The 12,805-nt window shown below is 71.7% G+C and carries 12 protein-coding genes; 6 read left to right on the forward strand and 6 right to left on the reverse strand.

What is annotated here, in order from left to right; genetic code table 11:
* Window positions 1-464: 464 nt before the first annotated feature.
* The 5 genes from ABTZ58_RS13720 to folE all read left to right on the forward strand — a co-directional run bounded on the left by ABTZ58_RS13720 (window position 465) and on the right by folE (window position 6,398).
* Window positions 465-1,592, forward strand: coding sequence for an Rv3626c family coenzyme F420 biosynthesis-associated protein (locus tag ABTZ58_RS13720; protein WP_351354865.1), 1,128 nt, complete (start codon window positions 465-467; stop codon window positions 1,590-1,592).
* Between the two features lie 195 nt (window positions 1,593-1,787).
* The gene (tilS, locus tag ABTZ58_RS13725) at window positions 1,788-2,819 is read left to right on the forward strand and encodes a tRNA lysidine(34) synthetase TilS (protein WP_351354867.1); all 1,032 of its coding nucleotides are present in this window, start codon (window positions 1,788-1,790) and stop codon (window positions 2,817-2,819) included.
* 60 nt (window positions 2,820-2,879) lie between these two features.
* Entirely contained in the window at window positions 2,880-3,440 is a 561-nt protein-coding gene (gene hpt, locus ABTZ58_RS13730) for a hypoxanthine phosphoribosyltransferase (protein ID WP_094057060.1), read from the forward strand.
* Between the two features lie 185 nt (window positions 3,441-3,625).
* Window positions 3,626-5,665 carry an ATP-dependent zinc metalloprotease FtsH gene (gene ftsH / locus ABTZ58_RS13735; protein WP_351355036.1) on the forward strand — a complete coding sequence of 680 codons (2,040 nt, stop codon included), beginning with the start codon at window positions 3,626-3,628 and terminating at the stop codon, window positions 5,663-5,665.
* Between the two features lie 127 nt (window positions 5,666-5,792).
* Entirely contained in the window at window positions 5,793-6,398 is a 606-nt protein-coding gene (gene folE / locus ABTZ58_RS13740) for a GTP cyclohydrolase I FolE (protein ID WP_351354869.1), read from the forward strand.
* Between the two features lie 9 nt (window positions 6,399-6,407).
* Here folE and ABTZ58_RS13745 read toward each other — a convergent pair whose 3' ends face one another.
* From ABTZ58_RS13745 to ABTZ58_RS13770, 6 genes are all read right to left on the reverse strand, one after another.
* A complete protein-coding gene (locus ABTZ58_RS13745; protein ID WP_351354872.1) occupies window positions 6,408-6,896 on the reverse strand; it encodes a DUF3180 domain-containing protein in 489 nt (162 codons plus the stop codon).
* A 52-nt stretch (window positions 6,897-6,948) separates the two neighbouring features.
* Window positions 6,949-7,560, reverse strand: coding sequence for a 2-amino-4-hydroxy-6-hydroxymethyldihydropteridine diphosphokinase (gene folK / locus ABTZ58_RS13750; RefSeq protein ID WP_351354875.1), 612 nt, complete (start codon window positions 7,558-7,560; stop codon window positions 6,949-6,951).
* Window positions 7,557-7,916, reverse strand: a complete 360-nt coding sequence (gene folB / locus ABTZ58_RS13755) for a dihydroneopterin aldolase (RefSeq protein WP_351354878.1) — start codon at window positions 7,914-7,916, stop codon at window positions 7,557-7,559. The genes folK and folB overlap by 4 nt, the downstream gene beginning before the upstream one ends.
* A 237-nt stretch (window positions 7,917-8,153) precedes the next feature.
* Window positions 8,154-8,660, reverse strand: coding sequence for a nuclear transport factor 2 family protein (locus ABTZ58_RS13760; RefSeq protein WP_351354881.1), 507 nt, complete (start codon window positions 8,658-8,660; stop codon window positions 8,154-8,156).
* Window positions 8,657-9,538, reverse strand: a complete 882-nt coding sequence (gene folP, locus ABTZ58_RS13765) for a dihydropteroate synthase (protein ID WP_351354884.1) — start codon at window positions 9,536-9,538, stop codon at window positions 8,657-8,659. Before folP ends, ABTZ58_RS13760 begins: the two co-directional genes overlap by 4 nt.
* A gap of 73 nt (window positions 9,539-9,611) precedes the next feature.
* Window positions 9,612-11,447 carry a phosphatidylglycerol lysyltransferase domain-containing protein gene (locus ABTZ58_RS13770; RefSeq protein ID WP_502996066.1) on the reverse strand — a complete coding sequence of 612 codons (1,836 nt, stop codon included), beginning with the start codon at window positions 11,445-11,447 and terminating at the stop codon, window positions 9,612-9,614.
* 233 nt (window positions 11,448-11,680) lie between these two features.
* Here ABTZ58_RS13770 and ABTZ58_RS13775 point away from each other — a divergent pair, with 233 nt between their 5' ends.
* Window positions 11,681-12,799, forward strand: coding sequence for an alpha/beta hydrolase (locus tag ABTZ58_RS13775; protein ID WP_351354890.1), 1,119 nt, complete (start codon window positions 11,681-11,683; stop codon window positions 12,797-12,799).
* Window positions 12,800-12,805 lie beyond the last annotated feature (6 nt).

Below are 12,805 nucleotides of genomic sequence, written 5' to 3' on the forward strand. Positions count from 1 at the left end.
GTGGCTGCCCTGTCCGGCTGCTGGCAGCCGGGCGGTCCCGTGGGTGGCTGCTCGGCTCCCTGCGGGCGGTTGCTCACTCGGCCGGGGGTGGCCGCCCGGTCCCGCCCGCGGGCTGTCGTCGACGCTCTGCGGGTAGCTGCCCGGTTCGTTGCAGGTAGCTGCTTCGCCCGCCGGTGGGCAGTTGCCCGGCTCTCTTGTGGGCAGGCGGCCGGCGCGCTGGGGGCTGGCGTCCGGCCCGCTGTGGGCCGGTTGTCCGCCCGGTCGTGGGGCAGTCGCCCGGCACCGCCCCTGGGCAGGCGTTCGGCCGTCGGAACGGGTGGGCACGGCCGGCAGCGCCGGGTACCGGCAAGAGCGCCCCGGGCTGCCCGGCCCCGCCCGCCCCGGGCGTCTGCCGAGTGGCCCGGAGCGCCTCCCCGGCCCTCGCCGCCCTGCCCGAGCGGCGAGCGCTCACGTACGGTTGACGCATGACGAGCATCGGTGGTGCTTCAACCGGCATGGTCGACTGGAATCTCGCGGTGGCGACCGCGACCCGGCTCGTGCGCCCGGGCCCCGAGGTCAGCCGTGAGGAGGCGAGGGCCGTCGTCGCGGAGTTGCGCCGGCACGCCAAGGCCTCGGAGGAACACGTCCGCGGCTTCACCCGGCTGGGCACCGAGGAGGGCCACGACACCCCGGTCCTCGTCGTGGACCGCCCGGGCTGGATCCGCGCGAACGTCGCCGGCTTCCGGGAGATTCTCCGGCCCCTGCTCGACAAGATGCAGGAACGGCGCGGCAGCAACCCCGGCGGCGCGATGATGAGCGCCGTCGGCGGCAAGGTCACCGGCGTCGAACTGGGCATGCTGCTGTCCTTCCTGGCCTCCCGCGTCCTCGGCCAGTACGAGACCTTCGCCCCCGCCACCCGCGAACTCCCCGCCGGGGCGAACGGCGGCGGCCGGCTGCTCCTGGTCGCCCCCAACATCGTCCACGTCGAGCGCGAACTCGACGTCGACCCGCACGACTTCCGCCTCTGGGTGTGCCTGCACGAGGAGACGCACCGCACCCAGTTCACGGCCGTGCCCTGGCTGCGGGACCACCTGGAGGGTGAGGTCCAGTCGTTCCTGGGGGAGACCGACGTCGACCCCATGACCGTCCTGGAACGCGTCCGTGAGGCCGCCCAGAGCCTGGCCGGGGGGCGCCCGGAGGCCGAGGAGGACGACGGCGGCCGCTCCCTCGTCGAGATCGTCCAGACCCCCGCCCAGCGCGAGATCCTCGGCCGTCTCACGGCCGTGATGTCCCTGCTGGAGGGGCACGCCGACTTCGTCATGGACGGCGTCGGCCCGGCGGTCGTGCCGTCCGTCGGCGAGATCCGCGAGAAGTTCCAGCAGCGCCGCGCCAAGGGCGCCTCCCGCCTCGACCTCGCCCTGCGCAAGCTCCTCGGCCTGGACGCCAAGCTCCGCCAGTACCGCGACGGCGAGCGGTTCGTCCGGGCCGTCGTCGACGAGGTCGGCATGGACGGCTTCAACCGGGTGTGGACCTCACCCAACACCCTGCCCACCAAGTCGGAGATCGCCAAACCGGCGGACTGGGTCGCGCGGGTGCATCGCAAGGCCGAGTAGTGAACATCGCGGGAAGGTCGTGAAAGGAAACCGGCCCGCGGCAGGCGAACGCCCCTGCAATCACCCGTCCGAGGGACCGTGAGCCAGGGGTAGGCGTGCAATGCTCGGGGAACGGCCCGTTTCTGTCACCATCTATACACTCTGCGTGACCGGCACGCGGGTTCACCCCCGAAAACCTCATGAAGGGAACCGGACATGGGTCCCCATCCTGCGGTCGCGGCGATACGCCTGGCGGTACGCCGCGTCCTCCACGACCTCCTCACCGAACACCACCGCGCCCCCGCCGCGGTCCCGCACGCCCTCTCCCAGGAGTCCCCGCCGCTCGTGCTCGTGGCGTGCTCCGGCGGCGCCGACTCCATGGCCCTCGCCTCCGCCCTCGCCTTCGAGTCCCCCAAGCTCGGCATCCGAGCCGGCGGCGTGACCGTCGACCACGGCCTCCAGCCTGGCTCCGACCTGCGCGCCGCGGAAGTCGTCCAGCGCCTGCGGGAACTCGGCCTCGACCCCGTCGACTCCGTCGCCGTCACCGTCGGCCGCGCCGGCGGACCCGAGGCCGCCGCCCGCGACGCCCGCTACGCCGCGCTCGACACCGCGGCCGAACGCCACGGCGCCGCAGCCGTCCTGCTCGGCCACACCCGCGACGACCAGGCCGAGACCGTCCTGCTCGGCCTCGCCCGGGGCTCCGGCATCCGCTCCCTGTCCGGGATGGCCGCGGTCTCGGGGGCCGACGGCCGTTACCGCCGCCCCTTCCTGGAACTCGACCGGCAGACCGCCCGCAAGGCCTGCATGGTCCAGTCCCTGCCCGTCTGGGACGACCCGCACAACGCCGACCCGGCCTACACCCGCTCCCGGCTGCGCCAGGAGGGCCTGCCCGCCCTGGAGAAGGCCCTCGGCAAGGGCGTCGTCGAGGCCCTCGCCCGGACGGCCCGGCTCTCCCGCGACGACGCCGACGCCCTCGACACCTGGGCCGCCCAGGCCGAGGCCACCGTCCGCGACGCCGCCGGACTGCTGGAGTGCGCCAGGCTCTACGCCCTGCCGCCCGCGGTACGCCGCCGCGTCCTGCGCCGCGCCGTCATCGCGGCCGGTGCCCCCGCGGGCTCGCTGTTCGCCCGCCACATCGAGGAAGTCGACCGGCTGATCACCGGCTGGCGCGGTCAGGGAGCCATCAACCTCCCCGGCAAGGTCGTGGCACGGCGGCAGGGTGGCAGACTGGTGATTCGGCAAGGCTGAATCCGACCCCTCCGAGCAGTCGGGGCAGGGGCCGAGCGGCCGGTGGGACGACCGAAAGTGATGCGGGTGGACGCGAAAGACATGGGTGCCGACCTCCAGCAGGTGCTCATCACCAAGGAAGAGATCGACGCCAAGCTGGCAGAGCTGGCAGCGAAGATCGACGCGGAGTACGCGGGCAAGGACCTGCTGATCGTCGGTGTCCTCAAGGGCGCGGTGATGGTCATGGCCGACCTCGCGCGGGCGCTGTCCACCCCCGTCACCATGGACTGGATGGCCGTATCCTCGTACGGGGCGGGCACCCAGTCCTCCGGTGTGGTGCGGATCCTCAAGGACCTCGACACCGACATCAAGGGCAAGCACGTCCTCATCGTCGAGGACATCATCGATTCCGGCCTGACCCTGTCCTGGCTGCTCTCCAACCTCGGCTCGCGCGAGCCCGCCTCCCTGAAGGTGTGCACGCTGCTGCGCAAGCCCGAGGCCGCGAAGGTGGCCATCGACGTGGAATGGGTCGGCTTCGACATCCCCAACGAGTTCGTCGTCGGCTACGGCCTGGACTACGCCGAGAAGTACCGCAACCTCCCGTTCGTCGGTACGCTCGCGCCCCACGTCTACGGCGGCTGAACCCCCGCCGGGGCGCCGTGACGGTGATCGGGAACCCCAGGGCGCTTCCCGCCGTTGGAGCATGCGTGGACGGATCGCCAGCCGCACCGCGCAGCTTCAGGTGACAATGCTGGGGTACCGTCCGAAGAACAGTCTTTATCAAACTCACTATGGCAGGAGGGACGGGGCGGCACCGCTCCGTGTGGATGGACGTGAAGCGATACTTCCGTGGGCCGGTCATGTGGATCGTGCTGGCCGTCCTTGCCGTGGTCGTGTTGATGCAGGTCGTCGGCTCGTCCGGCGGCTACAAGACGGTGGACACCGGCCAGGTCGTCCAGGCGATCAACCAGAACAAGGTCGAGTCGGCCAAGCTCACCACCGGTGACGAGCAGATCATCAAGGTCACGCTCAAGGGCGACGAAAAGATCGAGGGCAGCTCGAAGATCCAGGCGAGCTACATCGGCGACCAGGGTGTGGCCGTCGCCAACATGCTGCAGAACAAGTACCAGGACAAGCAGATCCCGGACGGCTACACGGTCTCGCCGTCCAAGCAGAACCCGTTCGTCGGGATCCTGCTCTCGCTGCTTCCCTTCGTGCTGATCGTGGTCGTGTTCCTGTTCCTGATGAACCAGATGCAGGGCGGCGGCTCCCGTGTCATGAACTTCGGGAAGTCCAAGGCCAAGCTCATCACCAAGGACACCCCCAAGACGACGTTCGCCGACGTCGCCGGATCGGACGAGGCCGTCGAGGAGCTCCACGAGATCAAGGAGTTCCTCCAGGAGCCGGCCAAGTTCCAGGCGGTCGGCGCCAAGATCCCCAAGGGCGTGCTGCTCTACGGCCCGCCCGGAACCGGCAAGACCCTGCTCGCGCGTGCCGTCGCGGGCGAGGCGGGCGTGCCGTTCTACTCGATCTCCGGTTCCGACTTCGTCGAGATGTTCGTCGGTGTCGGTGCCTCCCGGGTCCGTGACCTGTTCGAGCAGGCCAAGGCGAACGCCCCGGCGATCGTCTTCGTCGACGAGATCGACGCGGTCGGCCGCCACCGCGGCGCCGGCCTCGGCGGTGGTCACGACGAGCGCGAGCAGACCCTGAACCAGCTGCTCGTCGAGATGGACGGCTTCGACGTCAAGGGCGGCGTGATCCTCATCGCCGCGACGAACCGGCCCGACATCCTCGACCCGGCCCTCCTGCGCCCCGGCCGTTTCGACCGGCAGATCGCCGTCGACCGCCCTGACATGCAGGGCCGTCTGGAGATCCTCAAGGTCCACCAGAAGGGCAAGCCGGTCGCCCCGGACGTCGACCTGTCGGCCGTCGCCCGCCGCACGCCCGGCATGACCGGTGCCGATCTCGCCAACGTCCTGAACGAGGCCGCCCTGCTGACGGCCCGCAGCGACCGGAAGCTGATCGACAACCACATGCTGGACGAGGCGATCGACCGTGTGGTCGCGGGCCCGCAGAAGCGGACCCGGATCATGTCGGACAAGGAGAAGAAGATCACCGCGTACCACGAGGGCGGACACGCCCTGGTCGCGGCGGCCTCGCCGAACTCCGACCCGGTCCACAAGATCACGATCCTGTCGCGTGGCCGTGCCCTCGGCTACACGATGGTCCTGCCGGACGAGGACAAGTACTCGACCACGCGCAACGAGATGCTCGACCAGCTCGCCTACATGCTGGGCGGCCGCGCGGCCGAGGAACTCGTCTTCCACGACCCGACCACGGGTGCCGCCAACGACATCGAGAAGGCCACGGGCCTGGCCCGCGCGATGGTCACGCAGTACGGCATGACCGAGCGTCTCGGCGCGATCAAGTTCGGCGGGGACAACACCGAGCCGTTCCTCGGGCGTGAGATGTCTCACCAGCGGGACTACTCGGAAGAGGTCGCCGCGCTGGTCGACGAAGAGGTCAAGAAGCTCATCGAGACCGCGCACAACGAGGCCTGGGAGATCCTGGTCGAGAACCGCGACGTCCTCGACAACCTGGTGCTGCAGCTGCTGGAGAAGGAGACGCTGGGCAAGGAGGAGATCGCCGAGATCTTCGCCCCCATCGTCAAGCGCCCGCCCCGGCCCGCCTGGACCGGCTCCTCCCGCCGCACGCCGTCCACCCGTCCGCCGGTCCTCTCCCCCAAGGAGCTGGCCCTGACGAACGGGGCGAACGGCGCGACGCCGGCCATCAGCACCGCCAAGAGCACCGCGGCGGAGCCCGCCCCGGCGCCCGAGCGGACCCCGGAGGACCGCCCCGAGAGCTGATCCGGCTCTCCCGACGGTCCCACCGGGCCCGGAATGGATGCCGCGCCCCCCAGGTTTTAGCCTGGGGGGCGCGGCTTTCCGCCATTTACGCAGGCCGCCCCGGATGGACACAGGAACGAGGCACCAGATGACCGACCCCGTGACGCTGGACGGCGACGGCCAGATCGGCGAGTTCGACGAGAAGCGCGCCGAGAACGCCGTACGCGAACTGCTGATCGCGGTCGGCGAGGACCCGGACCGCGAGGGCCTGAGGGAGACGCCGGCACGGGTGGCGCGGGCCTACCGGGAGATATTCGCGGGGCTGTGGCAGAAGCCCGAGGACGTGCTGACGACGACGTTCGACCTCGGGCACGACGAGATGGTCCTGGTGAAGGACATCGAGGTGCTGAGCTCGTGCGAACACCATCTCGTGCCGTTCGTCGGCGTCGCGCACGTCGGCTACATCCCGTCCCTGGAAGGCAAGATCACAGGCCTGTCCAAGCTCGCTCGGCTCGTGGACGTCTATGCCCGGCGCCCGCAGGTGCAGGAACGACTCACCACGCAGATCGCCGACTCCCTGATGCAGATCCTGGAGCCGCGCGGCGTGATCGTCGTGGTCGAGTGCGAGCACATGTGCATGTCCATGCGCGGGGTCCGCAAGGTGGGCGCGAAGACGATCACCTCGGCCGTGCGGGGGCAGCTGCGCGATCCGGCGACCCGTAACGAGGCCATGAGCCTGATCATGGCGCGCTGACGCCCCGCGTCACACCGAGGGCGCCGCCCCCGTGCCGTCGTGCTCGTCGTCCTCCGGGAGCTTGCAGACGCGCTCCAGGAAGATCGCCGCCGCTATCACGCCGATGCCCGCGAGGACCGAGAAACCGGCGTAGATGGCCTGGTCGCGGCGGGCGGGGATGTCGAGGGACTCCAGCAGGAAGACGCCCGTGCCGCCGTACATGCCGGAGACCAGGGCGGCGACCAGGGCGCTGGCGTGGCCGAAGACGACCGCGCGGGCCGCCATCATGGGGTCGACGCCCTTGGCGTCGGGCCGCCGCTCGCGCTGGGCCTTCAGCCGGGAGCGCAGCGACAGCGCCGTGGCCAGCAGGACCACGGCGATCAGGGCCAGGACGATGGGGGCGGCCAGGGGGACGCTGGGGAGCGTGCCGATCGAGTTCCACAGGCGGGCGCCCGCCCAGGACAGGACCCCGGCCACGACGAAGAGGCCGGCCAGCAACCTGATACGCAGCTCTTTCACGGTGTCCCTTCGGTTCCCCCGGCCCCGTTCGCGGCCGTCTCGACCTTAACGGCTACTCGGGCAGCCGGAGTTCCAGGTCCGCGCGGGGCGCGACACCTTCCCGGGTGACGGCGTCCAGCAGGCCGGCGACCGGGCCACGGCCGGGGAGCTGCGCCTCGGGGTCCAGGTCGTGCCAGGGGGCCAGGACGAAGGCGCGCTCGTGGGCACGGGGGTGGGGGAGGGTGAGCTGCGGGTCGTCGGAGACGACGTCGGCGTAGGAGACGATGTCGACGTCGAGGGTGCGCGGGCCCCAGCGCTCGTCGCGGACCCGGTGGAAGGCCTCCTCGACCGCGTGCGCGCGCTCCAGGAGCGAGGAGGGCGGGAGGGTGGTCTTGAGGACCACGACCGCGTTGAAGTAGGAGGGCTGGCTGCCGGGGTCCACGCCCCAGGGCTCGGTCTCGTAGACGGGGGAGACGGCCTTGACGCGGACGCCGGGCGTGTCCTCCAGGGCGTCGATGGCCCCCTGGAGGGTCTCCAGGCGGTTGCCGAGGTTGGAGCCGAGGGCGACCACGGCCCGCCTGGGGTTGGACAGGGTCGTGTCGGCGGCGTCGACCTTGTCGACGACGGAGGCGGGTACCGGCTGTACGGTCGGATCGCTGGGACCCTTGAGGAAGGGCGCGGTCATACTCGGCTCCGGATGATGGTGACGGTCACGTCGTCGAAGGGGACCGTGATCGGGGCGTCCGGCTTGTGGACGCAGACCTCGACCTGCTGGACCGCCTCGTGTTTCAGACAGACCTGGGCGATGCGCTCGGCGAGGGTCTCGACGAGGTCGACGGGCTCGCCCTTGACGACGGCCACGACCTCCTCGGCCACGATGCCGTAGTGCACGGTCTTCGTCAGGTCGTCGTCGGCCGCGGCCGGGCGGGTGTCCAGGCCGAGGACGAGGTCCACGATGAAGGTCTGGCCCTCCTCGCGTTCCCTCGGGAACACACCGTGGTGCCCACGGGCCTTCAGGCCGCGCAGCGCGACACGATCCACGCGAATCACTCCTGCAATCGTCGGTCACGGCCGGTCCGTGCCGTGTGCGGGCGGCACACCGGCCTCGGTCGAATCTACCTGCGAGCGCGGGCGGGGCCGGGCCACGGGGGGTGGGGCCCGGCCGGGGTCCGGCAGGATTCATCCAGCGTTCCCCCAGGGGAATCCGGCGGCTCACGGGTTGATAGCCGCCCCTACCCGCGGCTCGGTGATTCCAACCACTACCGGGCGACTACCCACTCATGCGGGGGAGTCGCCCTGCTCGTCCTCGTCGGTTTCGGCCAGGACGGGGGAAGCGTGGTGCGACCAGATCTTCCACCCCGAGGGCGTGCGCCGGAACACGTTGGTGGCGACCACGAGCTGGCCGACGAGCGGGCCCAGCTCCTCTCCCTCGCCCTCGGGGGCGGGGCCGCCGCTGAGGATGTTCTCCGTGCAGGTCACCAGAGCGGTGTCGCCGGTGACGGAGACGTGCACGTCGGTGAGGAAGAACTGGATGTAGTCGGTGTTGGCCATGATCAGGGCGTAGGAGCGCAGGACCTCGCCGCGGCCGGTGAGCACGGGCCAGCCGGGGTGCACGCAGGAGACCACGCCGGTGTCGGCCGGGTCGTGGTAGGTCTCGTCGACGCCCAGGTCGGCGGGGGTGAGCCAGAGCGACGCGAGTTCCTCGAAGTCGCCCTGTTCCAGTGCCTCGTAGAAGGCGGTGTTGGCGGCTTCGACCTGCTCGACGTCGGTGTGCGGGGCGCTCACCGGGTTCCTTCCGCGCCGGGGCGTGCCCCTTCGAGGGCGCGGGCGACGCGCACGGCGTCCGCTGTGGCGCGTACCTCGTGCACGCGTACGGCCCACGCGCCGGCGTGCGCCGCGAGGGCGGAGACGGCGGCGGTGGCCGCGTCGCGTTCCCGGGCGGGCGGGGGCGGTGCGTCGGGTCCGGCCAGCACCCGGCCGAGGAACCGCTTGCGGGAGGCGGCGACCAGGAGGGGGTGGCCGAGGCGGAGGACCCGGTCGAGACCCGCGAGGAGCGCCAGGTCGTGCTCGGCGTCCTTGGAGAAGCCGAGGCCGGGGTCGACGACGACGCGGTCGGGGGCGATGCCGCCGGCGAGGACGGCCTCCACGCGCGCGTGGAGCTCGTCCACGACCTCGGTGACGACGTCGGCGTAGACGCCCTTGACGTTGCCGCCCTGGAGGAAGCCGCGCCAGTGCATGACGACGAAGGGGGCGCCGGCGTCGGCGACGGCCGGGATCATGCGCGGGTCGGCGAGGCCGCCGCTGACGTCGTTGACGAGGGCGGCGCCGGCCGCGAGGGCCCGCTCGGCGACGGAGGCGCGCATGGTGTCGACGGAGACGGTGACCCCTTCGGAGGCCAGGCCGCGGACGACGGGGATGACACGGCGCAGTTCCTCGGCCTCGTCCACCCGGGTGGCGCCGGGGCGGGTGGACTCGCCGCCGACGTCGACCAGGTCCGCGCCCTCGGTGACGAGGTCGAGGCCGTGCTTGACGGCGGCCGTGGTGTCGAAGAAGCGGCCGCCGTCGGAGAAGGAGTCAGGGGTGACGTTCACGACTCCCATGACCGCGCAGCGGTCCCATTCCGGTAGGCCCGCCACGCGCCCGCGTCCGCTCTGATTGCTCATATGTTCAGCGTAGGCCCCGGCGGGGGCCGCCAGGCGCCGCGGCCCGGGCCACGGCCCCGGGCGGGCGTCCGGGTCAGGCCGCCCGGACGGTGCGTTCGGTCGCGGTGCCGTGGGCGCAGGGGCGGCGGGGCGTCGTGCGGCGGCGGCGCAGGAAGCGGGGCAGGGGCAGGGCGAGGTTGACGAAACCTTCCGCCTGCATGGCGGCGAAGCCGATGCGGGGCAGGTCGGCGGAGGCGCGGTAGACGACGAAACGGGGCTCCCAGCGCGGCTGGAACTTGGCGTTGAACCTGTACAGGGACTCGATCTGGAACCAGCGGGAGAGGAAGACCAGCAGGCCGCGCCAGGCACGCAGGACCGGGCCCGCGCCGATCTTCTCGCCGCGTGCCAGGGCCGAGCGGAACATCGCGAAGTTGAGGGAGACGCGTGCGATGCCGAACCTCGGGGCGGCCTGGAGGGCGGCCACGATGAGCAGTTCGTTCATGCCGGGGTCGGCACAGCGGTCGCGGCGCATGAGGTCGAGCGAGGCGCCGTCGGTGCCCCAGGGCACGAAGTGCAGGACGGCCTTGAGGTCGCCGTGGGGGCCGGGGTGGTCGTCCTGCTTGTGGGCGGTGGCGATGAGGCAGTCGCCGTCGGCGGGGTCGCCGATCCGGCCGAGGGCCATGGAGAAGCCGCGCTCGGTGTCGGTGCCGCGCCAGTCGTCGGCGGCGCGCCGGATGCGCTCCAGCTCGGCCTCGCCCAGGTCACGGACACGTCGTACCCGGGTCTCGTAACCGGCGCGCTCGATGCGCTTGACCATCTGGCGCACATTGCGCATCGCGCGGCCGGCGAGGGAGAAATCCTTGACGTCCACCACCGCCTCGTCGCCCAGTTCGAGGGCGTCGAGCCCGGTCTCGCGGGTCCACACCTCGCCCCCGGTCTCGGAGCAGCCCATGACGGCGGGGGTCCAGGAGTGGGCCCTGGCCTCGTCCATGAACCGTTCGATGGCGCCGGGCCAGGCCTCCACGTCGCCGATGGGGTCGCCGCTGGCGAGCATCACGCCGGAGACCACGCGGTAGGTGACGGCCGCCTTGCCGCTGGGGGAGAAGACGACGGCCTTGTCGCGGCGCAGCGCGAAGTGGCCGAGGGAGTCGCGGCCGCCGTGCCGGTCCAGCAGGGCGCGCAGCCTCGCCTCGTCCTGCTCGGTGAGCTGGGCGGCCGGGTGCTCGGGGCGGAAGGCCAGGTAGATGGTGGTGACGGCGGTGAGCAGGCCGAGGGCGCCGAGCGAGAAGGCGACGGTCCAGGAGGTGCTGCCCTGGTAGTCGACCGGGCCCTCGAAGCCGAAGAGGCCGTAGACGACGTGGGTGATGCGGTCGGCCAGGCTCGGGTCGCCGAGCATGCGGTCGCCGTGCACGCTGACGACGATCAGGCCCAGCAGGAGCGAACCGGCGCTCATCAGCAAGAAGTTGGCCAGTGCCCGCCAGCGGCTGCGCGGGTCGGGCAGGGCGTCGAACTGGTCCCGGTGGCGCAGCAGGGGCGCCAGCAGGGCGAGGGAGATGAGGACGCCGGCGACCGAGTGGCGGTAGGTGAACTGCGCGACGGCCCCGGCCGGGAGCAGGGCGACGGCGGCCCGCCAGGCCCGGCGCTTGCCGCGCTTGAGGCCGTGGGCGAGCAGCAGCAACAGCGCGCCCGTGCTCAGCGACAGGGCGGCCGCGAAGGGCCCGAGGGCGCCGGGCAGCACCTCGGCGACGGCGTGCATCCGGCTGTGCCGGAAGCGTGGGAAGACGCCCGCGGCGATGTCCAGCACGCCCACCAGGGCGCAGGCTCTGCCGACGAGGAGCGGCACGGCCTCGGGGCGCGGCCCGCGCAGCAGCCGGCCCACCCGGCCCGTGCGCGCCGTACCGCCGCGGCGGTACGGAACCCCACCCGATATTTCCTCATCTGTCCTGACAGACATCGCATCCTGTAGTTCTGCGAGAGACCTTGGATCCGGTGCCGATTCGGGCATCCGGCGACATTGCGCCCTCTAGGACGGTGTCTCGGGGGGAGAGGTTCACTCCCCACGTCAAAGCCGTTTCAAAGGCGGAGGAAAGTCCGGGACAAGCCCTCGCGAAGGTGTGATCGCGGGGCGGGCCCGGGCGGAGAGCGCGGACAGGTAACCGATCCATGGGTCTCACGAGTGACAAGACGCTGGCACTGGCGGTGCTCTGCGCCGTGCTGCTGTTCTCCGGCACGGTCCGGCTGTGGCCGCGGCTGGCCCGCCGCGGATGGCGGGCGGTGAGCGGCCGCGTCGGCCTGCTGCTGGGCACGCAGTTGGCGCTGTTCGCCGCGGTGGGCCTGGCCGCCAACCAGGCCTTCGGGTTCTACGCGAGCTGGGCGGACCTGTTCGGGCAGGAGAAGGACCAGGGCGTGGTCGTCGACCACACGCCGGGCCGGGGTCCGCTTGAGGTGGTCGGCTCGCGGCGGGTGCCGGGGGCGGGCGGGGTGCGCCCGGCCTCCGGCGGCCGGATCCAGGAGGTCGAGCTCATGGGCCGCACGACCCGCATCGCCACCCCCGCGTACGTGTATCTGCCGCCGGAGTACTTCCAGCCGCGGTACCGCACCCACCGGTTCCCGGCGGCCGTCGTGCTGACCGGATATCCCGGCACGGCGTCGGCGCTGGTGGAGAAACTGCACTATCCGCGCACCGCGCTGGAACTGGCCCGGGCCGGCCGGGCGCGGCCGATGATCCTCGTCATGCTGCGGCCGACGGTGGCACCGCCCCGGGACACGGAGTGCGTCGACGTTCCCGGCGGTCCGCGCACCGAGTCGTTCTTCGCGAAGGATCTTCCCGAGGCATTGCGCACGCACTACCGGGTGGCCGAAAAGCCGGGCGGTCTCGGCGTCATCGGCAACTCCACGGGCGGCTACTGCGCGTTGAAGCTCGCACTGCACCATCCCGGTGTCTACGGCGCCGGGGCGGGTCTGTCCGCGTACTACAAGGCGCCGATCGACGCCACGACGGGCGATCTCTTCCAGGGCGACAAGGGCCTGCGCGAGCGCGCCGATCTGTGGTGGTACCTCGCGCACATGCCCGCTCCCGACACGTCCCTGCTGGTCACCAGCAGCAAGAGGGGCGAGGCCAACTACCGGGACACGCTGGAGTTCATAGCGCGGGTGAAGGGCAACGGGCGGACACGGATCTCCTCGATCGTCCTGGAAAGCGGCGGGCACAACTTCAACACCTGGCGGCGGGAGATTCCGGCGACACTGGAGTGGATGAGCGAGCGGCTGACACGGGGCTGAACGCGC

The sequence above is a fragment of the Streptomyces sp. NPDC094143 genome (assembly GCF_040303825.1).
GTDB lineage: Bacteria > Actinomycetota > Actinomycetes > Streptomycetales > Streptomycetaceae > Streptomyces.

What these genes read in the sequence shown, in the direction of transcription:
- folP (WP_351354884.1), bottom strand. Translation starts at nt 9,538, where the DNA reads ATGAGCAATCAGAGCGGACGCGGGCGCGTGGCGGGCCTACCGGAATGG.
- ftsH (WP_351355036.1), top strand. Translation starts at nt 3,626, where the DNA reads ATGGACGTGAAGCGATACTTCCGTGGGCCGGTCATGTGGATCGTGCTG.
- tilS (WP_351354867.1), top strand. Translation starts at nt 1,788, where the DNA reads ATGGGTCCCCATCCTGCGGTCGCGGCGATACGCCTGGCGGTACGCCGC.
- ABTZ58_RS13720 (WP_351354865.1), top strand. Translation starts at nt 465, where the DNA reads ATGACGAGCATCGGTGGTGCTTCAACCGGCATGGTCGACTGGAATCTC.
- folK (WP_351354875.1), bottom strand. Translation starts at nt 7,560, where the DNA reads ATGACCGCGCCCTTCCTCAAGGGTCCCAGCGATCCGACCGTACAGCCG.
- hpt (WP_094057060.1), top strand. Translation starts at nt 2,880, where the DNA reads ATGCGGGTGGACGCGAAAGACATGGGTGCCGACCTCCAGCAGGTGCTC.
- ABTZ58_RS13775 (WP_351354890.1), top strand. Translation starts at nt 11,681, where the DNA reads ATGGGTCTCACGAGTGACAAGACGCTGGCACTGGCGGTGCTCTGCGCC.
- folE (WP_351354869.1), top strand. Translation starts at nt 5,793, where the DNA reads ATGACCGACCCCGTGACGCTGGACGGCGACGGCCAGATCGGCGAGTTC.